Source organism: Microvirga lotononidis (assembly GCF_034627025.1).
Lineage (GTDB): Bacteria > Pseudomonadota > Alphaproteobacteria > Rhizobiales > Beijerinckiaceae > Microvirga > Microvirga lotononidis.
In genome coordinates this window covers 1,143,098-1,156,627 of record NZ_CP141049.1, presented here as the reverse complement: position 1 = coordinate 1,156,627, position 13,530 = coordinate 1,143,098, and the positions used below count along the sequence as shown (strand labels likewise).

Sequence of the window (13,530 nt, the reverse complement as noted above, 5' to 3'; positions counted from 1 at the left end):
GGCTTTGGGTCGATGCTGGGTGTTTTGGCTTGCTGATGGCTCGTGGAGCCTCTGAGCCTCGCCGCATACGAGCTTCCGTTCTGGAGTAACCGGAACGAGTTGATGAAGGCTGCTGTTGCCAGGGATGAGACTGATCGACCGGAGCGCACTGTAGCCCCGTTTTCGCTCTCTCATGCAGAGGGCGAGGCCGACGCGCTCAAGGCTGCGCTCTTCAAAGCGGCCCAGCATGCGGGCATTGGCCTGAAGCTTCTTGGCACAGATCGGGCGGTTCTGGCCGCCCTCGTTGCCTGCTTTCATAGCCGTCCGCTTACCGGAAGCTCCTACGTCGTCTGGCCGTCGGACCAGACTCTGGTCGATCGCACCAGGCGGTCCCGCCGCACGGTCCATTACTCTCTAAACCGCCTCATCGATCTGGGTTTGATTGACCGGGAGGCCAGTGCCACTCGGCGGCGGTTTGCCATCACGAGGCGGGACAAGACTGTCGTGAAGGCCTTCGGCATCAATCTCGAGCCTCTTCTGGTTCGGGCCGGGGAACTCTCTGAGGCTGCAGCCAGTGTTCGGTTGCAGCGAGAGCAGGAAGCTAATCTCGGCACGATGATCGCCGCGGAACGGGCCGCCATGAAACGGGCTCTGGCCGCTCTGCAAGTGTCGGATCCTGAACGCCTGGCAGACTGGGTAAGTCGGTTTGACCGTTTCGATGCGGAGACGCCGCGCTGGACAAAGAGCGCTCGCCCGAGCGAGGAACTGCTTGGTCGTTGGACGGCTGAGCGTCGCGCGATCGAGTCAGAACTGCCTAAGTCTCGGAACTCTCTCTTTTTTTCTGCTCAGATTGCGCACCAACACGCCTCTGGTTGCGCACCGGTTGAGACTCTCCCCAAGAATCTAAACGAAGTTTGTTACAAAGCGGCGAGCGCTTTTGACGATCGTGCGGGTAAAGGTGGGGCATCATCGGGACGGCCTATCGATACGGATACGGTGGCGCCAGAAGGGCTTGGCGAAGCCAGGGTTGGAGTTCGGGGCGCGGATCTTGATGTCCTCTCCTCCCACCCAGGAGTGCGGCGTGCCTCAGAGGGGCATAAGTGCTGGGCCGAAGCTGAGGCCTACGAACTCGGCTTCCATCCTGCGGAGGCACAGGAGGTTCTTGCACTCCTCGCTCCGCTCTCCGTGGCCATCGGCAAATCGGGTCGGGCTTTAGGCGGCATTACGGACGTAATCCAAGGAGCTCACCGGTTGCGGCGGGTCATTGGCCTGAACCAAATGGCGTGGGTTGAGGCCCTCGCCACGATCGGCGATCTCGACACGTACATGTTGGCCTATTGGACTGTGCAGCAGTCCTGCCTGGCGGAGAGGGGATTGGTCCCCACCGTGACGAACTCTGCCGGACTTTTCCGCTCAAGCATTCAGAAGATCGCCTCTGGAGCGTTCAGCCTTCGACAGGCCTTGGTGTTGGCGGCTCGTAAGGCGGGCCCGAAAACCCCGTCAGATGTTGCGAATCTGTCGCGCGGAAAGCCTAACAGTCGAGAAGATTCGGAATTTAATCCATTTCTTCGAGACTCGCGGGTAAGTGCGTGTTACGGGGTCAACCAGAAAGTTAGGTTTTCGGGGAGATTGCACCTGTCTGAGGCCCCGGAACAACCTTTGGAATCTAAGACGACGCACTAAGGGCTTGGCAGCCAACTATTTGCCAATTCAGGTTATCAAGTTCGCGGCGAGAGCGTGTAATTCCATGCGGGACAGACGGCATGCGGCCTCAGGTGGAGGCGACGCATGACCTCGTCGGAGACCCGCTCCCCGGTCTCATTGCCACCACGCTTGAGGCGAGCATTCACCCGCAGCCCGGCTGCCGTGACGGTTCCGGCAATGTAGCGGACCATCGTCGCAAAGGTCCGCAGCGGCACGCCAGCCCAGTTCAAGCTGATGAAGCTGAAGAGCCGGTGCTCAATTGGGTTCCACTTCGAGCAGCCGGTGGGATAGTGACACACCGTGACCTCGAGCCCGCAGGCATCGCAGAGCTGTTCTTGCAACTGGGCTTTCCAAACTCGGGAGCGGCAACTGTTCGAGCCGCCCGCATCGGCCAGGACGAGGAGACGCCCGGCTTCTGGAAAGCGCTTCTGTCCTTCGCTCTCCCACCAGTCACTGATCGCCTCAACGGCAAAGCGCGGGGTGTCAAAGCAATCGCCGATGCACACATAGCCGCTGTTGGTTGTGATCTCGTAGATGCCGTAAGGAATGGCCTGACCGACTGCATCCTGCGGCCAGTCGTGCACCAAGACCGGCTCGGCTCTCCGGCACCACGTCTGGCCCGGGTTCTTGAAGTCACCGACCAATTCCTTTTTTTTTCGAATCCACGCTGATGATCGGCTCACCTGTGGCTGCAAACTGCGCGCGCTGTTCGGCGATGTGCTGGAATTGCGCATCGCGCTCAGGCGGCGTGCTGTGCGCCTCGGTACGCCGTGCATTGGCTTTGGGCGAGTAGCCCAATTGGCGCAGCAGGCGCGCCACCGTGGGGCGGCTGGCCGGGTGTCCTGCGACGGCAAGCTCATGGCTCAGATGATGCAGAGAACTCCGCTTGGCTTTGGCGTGCCGACCCATCGGGTCACCCGCTGTCTCGCCTTCGAGCAACTCCTCCAAGGTCTGTGGGAGTTCAGGATCCTGGACCTCTCGGGTGGGACGGCCACCACCGGCGACCCGCACGCGCTCGGTGGGGCGGTCAACAAGCCCGGCCTCGAGTTCGCGACGGCCGCGCCGGATGGTATGGGGGCTCAAGCCCGTGATCTGGGCAAGCCGCTGAGTGCCGCCCCAGCCGATCCGCATCGCCTCAAACGCGATAAACCACCGGCGCTGCTGTTCGTCGAGCCGGCTGGCAAGCAGGTTGATCTGCCGATGAAGCATGCGGTCCGGATGGGGCTTGCGCGAGTGACACTTGGGGCATCCACATGGGTGAAGGGAGGGTAGCGACATCGGCAGCTCCGTTCAGAACGGATGGTCCTTGTTCCAACAACGCACCAGTTGCCCATTTGGGCAGGTTGTTGCCTGCCAAGCCCTAAGGATCGATAAAAAGAAAAAGCCGAACCCCTGTTAGAGGATCCGGCCTTTTCACCGAGTGTGGCAACCCGGCGCTGAACACCCGTTTTGTACCTCTCGGCTGAATCGGCTGCAAGGAATTTTTGCGCCTTTTAATGAGGTTTCTGCTGCCTTTTTTCGATCTGCGTTCAGGAGAACGTAGATGTTAGAAACTGTTCAAATCGGACCAGCATTCAGCCCAATAAGCCCCCCGTTTCCAGCGGTAGTTCCGGCAATTCGCATGGATCAAACGCACGATACTGGATCCGATACGTGCTCGCCGGATCAACAGATCGATGTGAAGTCCCTTCGGGGCACGCTTTTCAAGGCAGCCGCCGACGCCGGGAAGTCTCTGCGGCTTTCGCCGGTCGAGCAGGCTGCCCTTTCCGCACTTATCGTGTGCGTCAACGTGAGATCCGTTCGGAATAATCACACCATCTCGGTGCCCGCTTCCAGCCAGCAACTCGAGGACCTGACCGGTTTTTCTCCTTCCTCACTCGATGCCGCGTTGAGATCGCTTGCGGAGCGCGGTCTGATCCGTCGGGTTGCAAGTCGCTCACACCGCCGCTTCGAGGTGGACTGCGCCGAAATCGGCTATGGGGCTGTCTACGGCTTCGATCTTGCTCCCCTGCAGAGCAAGGCTGACGAACTCCGCGCCGGCGCCAGACAGGTCGATGCCGAGCGCCGGTGGCTGCGCGAGTTACGGCATCAAATCAACTGCCTCTCCGCGAAAGTCAGGAAGGAACTTGATATCCTCCAGGGGCACTCTGGACGTGAGAAGGAGAGCGCCGCTGCGCCATTGATCAATGAACATGATGCCTTGCTCAAGCATGGGGCGTCTCGCTCGTTGTCGCTCAATCAGGCCAAGGCTCTCGTTGATGCCTGGACCGGCCTGGCAGCCCGTGTGGATGGGCATAATTCCACGATGGCTGCGACTATAGAGGGTATCAGCGCAGAACCACTCCCCTCCTCCGCTTTGGGGGGTGAAGAGGCAGTCTCAACGAGCCACGCGCGAGAGGCGACAGCGTTAGATGACGGCAGGATCTTCGCGCTCGTGAATGGCAACCTGCCCATTGTTGCTGAGACAGTAGGCCAGCCAATCGCCGATCTGACGGACCTAACTGCGAGTGCTGCGATGTTGGCGCTCATGACCGGCGTCGGACTGGAGACTTGGGTGAAGGTGCAGCAAGATCACGGCCCGCTTAAAGGTGCCCTGGTGCTGAGTTACTTTGCTCAAATCCGGGAGGAAGATGTCACGTCTGGTCGTTGGAAGATCAAGAGCCCGAGGGCCTACCTACTATCGCTATCTGAACGCGTACGCGAGAGAGACGACATCATTGGTTGGATTGAAGGCTTACGTCGACGTACAACGCACTAGGGGCAAATCGATCAACCCGACGATCCTCATGCAGACCTGACCATGATGTCGCAGACGACGCTCGTACTGCCGTTCCTACTTGCCACTCACTGCGAAAAGTTCGATTCCAGGTTTATCGGTCTCCAGATTGATTCCCGGAAAATGGCATGAGCAATTGGTGGTCGGATCGCCGCGTGAGCGACGTTGTCGAGGACGATTTGGCACGAGCCAAATCCGCATTGATCTACATCCGCGTTCGATTGGATAAGCAGGGCAAAGAGAAGGCTCGGGCCTGCGGCGATGCTCTTGTTCATGTTGCCCGCATGTTATCGGATGGGTTCAACATTAGCGTCTCTGACGCGCTGGGTGGGCGTGGTTTGTCCCCTGAGGAGTTGGATACGGCGTATCGTGATCTTCAGCGAAGCGCGCGGCGATGCCAGACATTCGTCGTAGAGAATTCGCCTTGCTACGAGATGGCAGACAGCTTGGTGAATGCCTGCACCCTTCTCGAGCATATTTACAGGATGCGGTTTCATTCAGGGATGGCAGACGCTAAGCAGCGGCACGCATGCGAGGATGTCTGGCAGAACCTTGTCCTCCTAGTCGGCACACTTCCACGGCTCGGGGCAAAGCAGGCCCAAGCTAGCGGGCCCCGTGGATCTCTGCGGACCGCCGCGTGACGTATTGCGCCAGCCTCGTACTTATTTGAACGTGACGAGTAAGAGAGGTCGTCCGCTGGCAGGGCGTCAGTAGCCGATGTATGTGAGGAAGGTGTAGACGCCGATCCCGAGAATGATGATCCATCTTATGATCATGAGGATCGCGTTTCGGAGGATCGGCCAGAAGAGGCACTAGGCACATAGAGGATGCCGAGGCCAATCACGATGGCAATGATCGAATCCCATAGATTGCCAAGTGCGGCCGAGATCCGGGATCCTGAGCCCGTTTCACCCAGTAGATAAGCAACAAGGCCGCCAACGATGAGGCCGATCGCGAGGGCCGGATAGGTTTTTGACTTCGCGGGCTGTTCTGTCAGGCCGCCTCCCCTACCAGTGCGCGGAAGATGACGTTATGGGTCGATGGTCGTCATCTCATGCTCATAGGCAGATCGGATCTTGCCCAAGATCGACTGGCGCTCGGAGGTCTGATCGATACCCCTGCCCTCATGAGAGCCGCTGGCATGTGAAACCTGATCCGACATCTTGACCTCGTCCGCCGACAATTTCGGCGACGCGATTATTGCCGAGGCGGCGTCGTTTGTGAACTAAGTAGGTCGCCAAAAGATCTGCAACAGCTTTCTGAGCCAGAAGTGTTTGGATGCCATGCCGGCCTTGCGGAACGCTTGTTGCGGCGTCAGCGTCAGAATCCAGGCGGCGGCATCGGCGGCCAGAGCATCGATGGACGTGGCCTGCCGGTTGGCCGCAATCAGCCGCTTGAGTTCACGCCAGAGTTGATTCATCGGGCTCAGTTCGGGCGCCTGCCGGGGCAACCACACGAACCGGATGCGCAGCCGGTCGGCGAGCTCCTGGGTCTGTGGGGCGGGGTGGGCGCTCGCCCGATCGGTGAGAAGCCAGAGCCAGCCGGCGCCCCGGTAGCGGCGCCGCAGCGCGCGCAGGAAAGCCTGGGCCTCGGCCTGACCGGCACGGGTGCGGATCAGGACCACCCGGCGCGCGCTGCGCAGGTCGATGGCCCCAAACAGCACCCGCTTGGCGTTGCGCCCGGTGATCGGCACCATCGCCTGCGTGCCCTTGAGCGCCCAGGTCGCGCGCAGCGGCGGAAACAGCCGCAGCAGCGTCCCGTCGAGGCACAGCAGCCGATCGCCCCCGTGCCAGCCCGCCTTCAGACGCCGGATCAGGCCCCCTTTTTCTGTTGGGGTGGACGGCCCCCTTACGGCATCGCTGTGCCAGAATGAGGTCGTTGCAGATCTCAAACACAGGAGACCGTCCGTGGACCAGATTATTCGCATCGGCGTCGATACGTCAGTGCGCCGGGAGACCGGCAAGGAGTAGGAGGTGAAAGTCCCCCACGATGAAGGGCTAGCAACCCACATCGGCCCCGAGCCGTGCGCAGGCAACCGTGAGGATGTCGGCGAAGCGTCGGTAGGGGAGCGTGCAGGCCAGCCATTGAGCCGCGAAAGTCGAATATCCCGGGTGCCGACGGCGTTGACGTTCCGGAAGGCAGCACGGATGAGCGCGTTACGCGAGCGCTCAGTCGACCCGGCGTGGTCTGAGACCCTGGCATGCACGGAAGCTCTTTGTACGGGAACCGGGAGATCTCTGGATTGGCCACCCACCCCGTCCTACGGGGGGATGGTCCGCAGTGGGAAGGCGAGGAGCCGTAGCCGCCGATGAACGATCCAGAGAAGTCTGACTTCGGCATAGTAGCGGTGAAGCCGACGAACAAAGCCGGGCGACCGGTGGCGGAGTCGGTGGAGCGAAGGCCGGGGACCAAGGGGAACGCGCAACAGCAACGCATGCACCGGACACAGGGCCGGGCTCGCATGTCCCAGTCGCTGGACCGCGTACGGACAGCCGCAAGGCTGAGGAAGAAGGACAGGTTTACCGCGCTCTTCCACCATATCACTGTCGATACACTGCGTGCGGCGTTCTATGCGCTCAGGCGCAAGGCCGCCCCCGGGGTGGATGGCATGACATGGCAGGACTACGAGGCAGAGCTTGAGCTCCGGCTGATTGATCTGCACGCCCGGGTCCAACGGGGAGCGTACCGCCCGCAACCGTCACGCCGGACGTATATCCCGAAGGCAGACGGCAGCCAGCGGCCGTTGGCGATTGCCGCCCTGGACGATAAAATCGTCCAGGGCGCGACTGTCATGGTGCTCAACGCCATCTATGAAGGCGACTTCTGCGGTTTCTCCTACGGGTTTCGACCGGGGAGAGGGCCGCACGATGCGCTGGATGCGCTGTGCGTCGCGATCGACCACCGGAAAGTGAACTGGATCATCGACGCCGATATCCAAAACTTCTTTGGGGCAGTCAGCCAGGAATGGCTCGTCCGCTTCATGGAGCATCGGATCGGTGACAAGCGCATCATCCGTCTGATCCGGAAATGGTTGAAGGCGGGCATCCTCGAAGACGGGGTCGTGACTGTGGAGGATACGGGGACGGGTCAAGGTTCGGTGATCTCACCGCTCCTCGGCAACATCTACCTCCACTATGTTCTCGACCTCTGGGCCAAGCGCTGCCGACAGCGCGAGGCTACCGGCGACATGATCATCGTGCGCTATGCCGATGATCTGGTCGTTGGCTTTGAGCATGAGGACGACGCCCGTCGCTTCCTTGATGCGATGCGTGCGAGGCTTGAGGAGTTCGAACTGTCGCTCCATCGGGACAAGACCCGAGTGATTGAGTTTGGCCGCCGTGCGGCGGCCAACCGCAAGAAGAGCGGGCTCGGAAAACCGGAGACCTTCATGTTCCTCGGGTTCACGTTCATCTGTGGCAAATCGCGCAGCGGGCGCTTCCAGCTTCAACGGAGGACCCGCGGCGACCGCATGCGGACGACGCTCAGGACCATCAAGGAGGAGCTGTGGCGTCGGCTGCACTGGCCCATCCCTGAACAGGGGAAATGGCTCAAACAGATCGTGAGCGGGCATTTTGCCTACTTCGCGGTGCCGACAAACGCGCGCGCATTAGCGGCGTTTCGGCACCATGTGGAAGAACTCTGGAGGCGCACGCTTCGGCGGCGGAGCCAGAAGGACGGATTCACATGGGACCGGACCACAAAGGTGGCAGACCACTGGCTCCCGAAGCCACGCATCCTTCATCCCTGGCCCGACGTGCGCTTCGCCGTCACACACCCAAGGTAGGAGCCCGGTGCCTTAATTGGGCTCGCCGGGATCTGAGCGGGGGGCGCCCGGTAACGGGCGTCCCTACCGCGAAAAACACGTCTTCCAACTGCACGGGGTGAACGCCGCCGAGGAGCCGATCCTGCGCAAGAAGCTGCGGCGCCAGGACCTGGTGGCGTTCTTCACGAAGCTGCCGCCGACGCTGATCGGCATCGAGGCATGTGGCGGATCCCACCATTGGGCCCGCTTGCTGCAGGGGCTGGGACATCAGGTGAGAGTGCTCCCACCGCAGTTCGTCAAGCCTTACGTTAAACGCGGCAAGAACGATGCCGCCGATGCGGAGGCGCTCTGCGAGGCGATGAGCCGGCCGACCATGCGCTTCGTGCCGGTCAAGACCGCCGAGCAGCAGGCCGCCCTGATGCTGGTGGGCTTGCGCGACCGGCTGATCCGCCAGCGCACCCAGCTCGCCAATGCCATCCGGGGCTATGCGGCCGAGTTTGGGCTGATTGCCGCCAAGGGACTGGGGAAGATCGAGCCGTTGCTGGCGCGGATCAGAGAGGATGACACCCTGCCGCCTCTGGCGCGGGAGTTGTTTGCGATGCAGGCCAAAGAATACACTCAGCTGCAGACCCGGCTCGAGGAGGTCGATGACAAGCTGATGGCCTGGCATCGGGCCGATGCGTGCAGCCGACGTCTGGCCCAGATCCCCGGTGTGGGGCCGATCGGCGCCTCGCTGCTGGTGATGAAGACACCCACTCCAGAGTGCTTCCGCTCGGCCCGGCACTTTGCTGCCTGGCTCGGCCTGACCCCGAAGGATCATTCCACCGCCGGCAAGGTCCGGCTGGGGGTGATTACGCGAGCGGGTGATGAGGCCTTGCGCAGCGTGCTGGTGGTCGGCGCCACCACCGTCCTACAGCAGGTTCGTCGCGGCCGCGGGTCCGCCTCGCCGTGGCTGGTGGCGTTGCTCAAGCGCAAGCCGCCGAAGCTGGCCGCGGTGGCGCTGGCCAACAAAATCGCCCGGATTGCCTGGAAGCTGATGGTCTCAGGCGAACACTACGGCGTGAAAGAGCCACGGCTCGCGTGAGAGCAGGATAGAGATCAGCCCGACACAGGACGCTACGACAAGGCTGCCGTGCCGAGCTGAGGCCGGACTTGCAAGACGAGGAGCAGATGGTGTGATCGATCGATCCGAGACGCGTGACACTCCGCTCTGCCGCATGGCCGTGACAGGTCGCTTTTCTGTTCGGAACGCGCGTCGCGGAACCCATCTCGGCCAGCAGTCATGGGTGACTGCACCAACAGGCCGGACATATGACCGCAAGCGATCCGATCAAACGCTGTTCAACGCTCTTGCGAGTCGGGGGCCGTCCACATATGCGGCAGATGCTCTGCGCGTTGGACATAGACATAGCGCGGGCGCTTCCAGCGATAGCCCGCCTCGTGCAGCCGGCACCTTAGGGTCCGCGGGCTGACGGCAATGCCCTTGGCGGCCAGGTCGTGCGCCAGCAACGGCACGGTCCAGCTCGTGGCCTGGTAGCCGCAGCGGCGCGGGTCGCGCGCCAGGGCGGCCGCCAGGCGCTGCGCCGTCAGCGGGCGATGCAGGCGCGGACGCCCGCTGCGCGGTCGGTCGATCAGGGCCGTAGTCTCATGCTCGGCCCGGGACTGGACGAGCCAGCGATGCACACTGGAGCGGTTGACCCGGCAGCGGCGGGCCGCCTCGGCCCCGGAATGCCCCTCGGCCACCAACAGTAGGGCCTCAAGGCGGCGATACACACGAGCCTCACGGGCGCCAGCAAGCGTTACGGCAAGCCGCTTGCGATCCACCTCGTCGAGCCATGTCTCGGAAAAGTGATCAGGTCGTTGCATGCCCTCCAGGGAACACCCGCGGCTCTCGCGTTGCAAGTTTTATGGCGACCTACTTAGGAGGAAGGCCGCCCGTGGGCGACCTTCTCGTACATCTGGGACCAATGGGCAGATCAGGCGGTTTTGACGCCTTGGAGGAAGGTCGAAACTTCCTGTCCAAGGTCATTAGAGTGGCGAGCGAGCTCCTGAGCAGCTCCCAGCACCTGGCTGGCGGCGGCTCCTGTTTCGCCGGCGCCGTGCTGCACCTCCCCAATGCTGCCGGTCACCAGCTCGGTTCCCTTTGCACCCTCCTGAACATTGCGGGCGATCTCGGACGTAGTCGCACCCTGTTCCTCCATCGCGGCTGCGATAGCGGTAGAGATCTGCAACATCTCACTGATCGTCTGCGCAATCTCCTGGATCGCTGCGACCGTCTGCTTGGTGGCCTGTTGAACCGAGGCGATCTGATGCGAGATCTCGTCTGTGGCCTTGGCGGTCTGGGTAGCGAGATCCTTCACCTCGGACGCTACCACCGCAAAGCCCTTGCCTGCCCCGCCGGCGCGGGCGGCTTCGATTGTAGCGTTCAGTGCCAGCAGGTTGGTCTGGCCCGCGATGGTGTTGATCAGCTGCACCACATTGCCGATCTTCTCAGCGCTGACTGCCAGATCCTGGAGTGTCGCACCCGTGCGCTGAGTGCGCTTCACGGCTTTCTCGGCCACCTGGGAAGACTGAGCGACCTGTGCGGCGATCTCCCGGATTGAGATGGAGAGCCCCTCAGTGGCGGCAGCGACCGTTTGCACGTTGGCTGAAGCCTGCCGAGCCGCCGACGACACCGAGATCGACTGTTGTGTCGTCTGATTTGCGACGCCAGTCATCGAGTGAGCCGTTGCTTCCATTTCGGTGGCGGCCGAGGACAGCCCCTGCGTCAGAGCCGAGACATTCATCTCGAAACGCTTGGTGAGCTGATCGAGGACCTCGGCACGGCGCATCTTGGCCTGGTTCTCGGCCTCTTGAGCGGCGGCAAGGCGGCGAGCCCCAATGGCGTTGTCCTTGAATACCTAAAGAGCGCGGGCAAGAAGGTCCACCTCATCGTTACGCTCGGTGCCGGATACGTCCACGTTCAAGTCGCCGTCGGCCAGATCGTTATGGCACCAGTGGTCACCGAAAGAGGACGGACGACTCTAAACACTGTGATCGAGCAAAACGGGCCGATCGCGAGAGTCAGACCCACGGCAGCAGAGCCGATGAGCCACCATTTGGTGTCAAGGGCGAGAGCATTGACGTCTTCCTTGCTCTGTTCGAGCTCAAGAGCGATTCCGTCGATGCTCTTTGTGATCTGATCACGCAACTGCCGGCGCACATCGCGAATGCTGCCATTCGTCAATTCCGTTGCCTTGGCGTCATTGCCGTTCATCGAGAGGGCAAGGCTCTGCTCCATGGCCTCGAAGTAACTCAGGGTGTTGTCCCTCAGGGCTTCATTGAGCTCCCGATCCGGCAGGTTTTTGGGCGTCAGGATCATACTCTTTTCTTGGATAGGCGCTTCGTTAATCTGAGTGGCAACGCTCTGGACGAGAGCCAGGCGCTCAGCATCGTCATCCAGCAAGTCCTGTGTGTCGGCCGCCATGTTGTTCAGACCCGAGACGGCCATGATGATGAGGCCTATGGCAATGGCAACAAAGATCGTGACGGGGGATGGCAATCTTCGTAAGTAGCTTTAGGTTGCTGAGAAATTTCATAGCCCTTCGCGGGCCTGCCCGCATCGTCGCGGGAGGCGCACGCCCCTATAGCGCGCGGATTCCAGGCCCGTGGGCCTTAATCGACCGAGCTTGCACGAGGCTGATTGAGATGCAGTTCAAGGTAGCCCTGTTAGATACGAGCTTCTGGCAGATTGTCGCATGCCGAAATGGCCATTACTCTGAAAGCGGGATGCATCCTTTGCATCGGTGTACCTCGGAGCTTTATGGATCAGGCGACGTTGACCGATGCATCCCGCAAGGGGATACGAACAATCCCAACGCCCCGAGTTTTCAGTTCAAAGAGGGAGACGATATGGCTGACCGGCCCAAGACGGACGACGAGCCTGAACTCAACGAAAAGGCCAGCACACCCCAATTGGACCGATTGGAGAGGCTGGCTCAGGCGGCGGCGACGGCCGCCCAGGAGAAGCAATGGCGTGCGCGAAAGAGCGGCATGCGCCAACAAGAGGAGCCATCTGAAGTCCGGGACATGAGCCACGACGCTGAAGCCAGAGCTCGGGCTGAAGAAGCGATACGGCAGATGATGGCAAAGTCACACGGCAAGCGGCGCGGAGGGTAGCAGACGGGTATTTGTCGTGTGTAGCGGCCATTTTGGTGGCTTGATCGCCGGATCAAGCTTCAGAGACTGTTAAGTGATTGCTCGCCATGGTCACGCCTCATTGCCCCTGTGAAAGCAGGGAGGTGAAACATAGGAGTTTCATAATGACTGAACCCAAAGCAGCTAAGAAGCCAAACCCCGCGCTGGCGAAGCCGCTGCAGCCATCGAGCGAACTGGCGGCCGTTGTTGGCTCTGCCCCCCTCCCGCGGACCGAGGTGGTGAGCAAGGTGTGGGAGTACATCAAGGCGAACAATCTTCAGAATCCCGCGAACAAGCGAGAGATCCTGGCTGATGACAAGCTTCAGGCTGTGTTCGGCGGCAAGGACAAGGTCAGCATGTTCGAGATGAACAAGCACTTCGCTCAGCATCTTTCCTGAGTTTCAAACGATCTATGACGTTTGGCTCGTCCGCCATAAGCCAAGACGGGGTTGGGAGCGCGATGACTGCGCTCCCGAAGCGTCTGCAGTCATGGATGAGCCAACCGTCGATTGCATTACGATAAATTTGAATCAAAGGATTTCGGCATGTACTCCAGGTCGGAACGCGTACTCCCGGCCTCATGGCATTACGGGGTTTCGCCCTCCAACGTGAAGCCCGCCTTGAGCACGACTTGATAATGCTTGACCTCGCCGTCCTCCACGTGACCGCGGGTCTGCACCACCTCAAACCATTGCAGATTTCGCAACGTCTGACCGGCACGCTTGATCGCGGACTGGATGGCATCCTCAATGCTGGTCGCCGACGAGCCCACTAGTTCAACGATCTTGTAGACATGGTCTGACATCACATGCTCTCCACGTTTCATCCAAGATCACACGTAGGGCAGATGACATCGCCTGCGAGGGGCCATCCCGCTCGCGATTGTCGTTGGCGCTGGCTGCTCTGCTGCGCAGAAGCGACGTGCCGTTCACATCCTGCCTCTGGCTCGCGTGCGGTGAACAAGGTCCCACGATTTCGCTAGCTGCAGGACGATAGGTCCCTCCTCGCGCGCTGGCTTGCGCCTTCGTCCGGCGCACCGGCGTGCCGTGCCCATGCCCTCGATCAGATACAGTTCGACAACCGTTTCCCCCTATCGTTTCGACCAGATCCGTTGGCGGTGGCCTGCCAGTGA

At 61.2% G+C, this 13,530-nt stretch carries 13 protein-coding genes; 6 read left to right on the top strand and 7 right to left on the bottom strand.

Annotation, left to right across the window (positions count from 1 at the left end; translation table 11 throughout):
- Window positions 1-102 precede the first annotated feature (102 nt).
- Window positions 103-1,662, top strand: coding sequence for a helix-turn-helix domain-containing protein (locus U0023_RS29390; RefSeq protein ID WP_009489161.1), 1,560 nt, complete (start codon window positions 103-105; stop codon window positions 1,660-1,662).
- Window positions 1,663-1,697: 35 nt separating this feature from the next.
- Here U0023_RS29390 and U0023_RS29385 read toward each other — a convergent pair whose 3' ends face one another.
- Window positions 1,698-2,327, bottom strand: a complete 630-nt coding sequence (locus tag U0023_RS29385) for an ISAzo13 family transposase (RefSeq protein ID WP_322883798.1) — start codon at window positions 2,325-2,327, stop codon at window positions 1,698-1,700.
- Window positions 2,317-2,892: an ISAzo13-like element transposase-related protein gene (locus U0023_RS29380; protein ID WP_052600416.1), complete on the bottom strand. Its 576-nt coding sequence runs from the start codon at window positions 2,890-2,892 to the stop codon at window positions 2,317-2,319. Before U0023_RS29380 ends, U0023_RS29385 begins: the two co-directional genes overlap by 11 nt.
- A gap of 412 nt (window positions 2,893-3,304) precedes the next feature.
- Between U0023_RS29380 and U0023_RS29375 the strand changes: the two genes are divergently transcribed.
- Entirely contained in the window at window positions 3,305-4,441 is a 1,137-nt protein-coding gene (locus U0023_RS29375; protein WP_195904284.1) for a helix-turn-helix domain-containing protein, read from the top strand.
- Window positions 4,442-5,684: 1,243 nt separating this feature from the next.
- Here U0023_RS29375 and U0023_RS29370 read toward each other — a convergent pair.
- A complete protein-coding gene (locus U0023_RS29370) occupies window positions 5,685-6,350 on the bottom strand; it encodes a transposase (RefSeq protein WP_052600742.1) in 666 nt (221 codons plus the stop codon).
- Window positions 6,351-6,767: 417 nt separating this feature from the next.
- Here U0023_RS29370 and ltrA point away from each other — a divergent pair, with 417 nt between their 5' ends.
- Both ltrA and U0023_RS29360 read left to right on the top strand, forming a co-directional pair.
- Window positions 6,768-8,243 carry a group II intron reverse transcriptase/maturase gene (gene ltrA / locus U0023_RS29365; RefSeq protein WP_009489164.1) on the top strand — a complete coding sequence of 492 codons (1,476 nt, stop codon included), beginning with the start codon at window positions 6,768-6,770 and terminating at the stop codon, window positions 8,241-8,243.
- A 16-nt stretch (window positions 8,244-8,259) separates the two neighbouring features.
- Entirely contained in the window at window positions 8,260-9,306 is a 1,047-nt protein-coding gene (locus tag U0023_RS29360) for an IS110 family RNA-guided transposase (protein WP_009489165.1), read from the top strand.
- A 257-nt stretch (window positions 9,307-9,563) separates the two neighbouring features.
- Here U0023_RS29360 and U0023_RS29355 read toward each other — a convergent pair whose 3' ends face one another.
- From U0023_RS29355 to U0023_RS29345, 3 genes are all read right to left on the bottom strand, one after another.
- Window positions 9,564-10,088 (bottom strand): helix-turn-helix domain-containing protein, encoded by a 525-nt coding sequence (locus U0023_RS29355; protein ID WP_245272854.1) that lies wholly within the window; start codon window positions 10,086-10,088, stop codon window positions 9,564-9,566.
- A gap of 110 nt (window positions 10,089-10,198) precedes the next feature.
- Window positions 10,199-11,053, bottom strand: a complete 855-nt coding sequence (locus tag U0023_RS29350; RefSeq protein ID WP_009489167.1) for a methyl-accepting chemotaxis protein — start codon at window positions 11,051-11,053, stop codon at window positions 10,199-10,201.
- A 131-nt stretch (window positions 11,054-11,184) separates the two neighbouring features.
- Entirely contained in the window at window positions 11,185-11,763 is a 579-nt protein-coding gene (locus tag U0023_RS29345) for an MCP four helix bundle domain-containing protein (RefSeq protein ID WP_083861279.1), read from the bottom strand.
- Between the two features lie 146 nt (window positions 11,764-11,909).
- Between U0023_RS29345 and U0023_RS29340 the strand changes: the two genes are divergently transcribed.
- Together U0023_RS29340 and U0023_RS29335 are read left to right on the top strand one after the other, a co-directional pair.
- The gene (locus U0023_RS29340; RefSeq protein ID WP_009489169.1) at window positions 11,910-12,380 is read left to right on the top strand and encodes a hypothetical protein; all 471 of its coding nucleotides are present in this window, start codon (window positions 11,910-11,912) and stop codon (window positions 12,378-12,380) included.
- Between the two features lie 143 nt (window positions 12,381-12,523).
- Window positions 12,524-12,796, top strand: coding sequence for an SWIB/MDM2 domain-containing protein (locus U0023_RS29335; RefSeq protein WP_009489170.1), 273 nt, complete (start codon window positions 12,524-12,526; stop codon window positions 12,794-12,796).
- 188 nt (window positions 12,797-12,984) lie between these two features.
- On the opposite strand, the gene U0023_RS29330 is transcribed toward U0023_RS29335, so the two are convergent.
- Window positions 12,985-13,203 carry a dodecin gene (locus U0023_RS29330; protein ID WP_009489171.1) on the bottom strand — a complete coding sequence of 73 codons (219 nt, stop codon included), beginning with the start codon at window positions 13,201-13,203 and terminating at the stop codon, window positions 12,985-12,987.
- Between the last annotated feature and the right edge of the window lie 327 nt (window positions 13,204-13,530).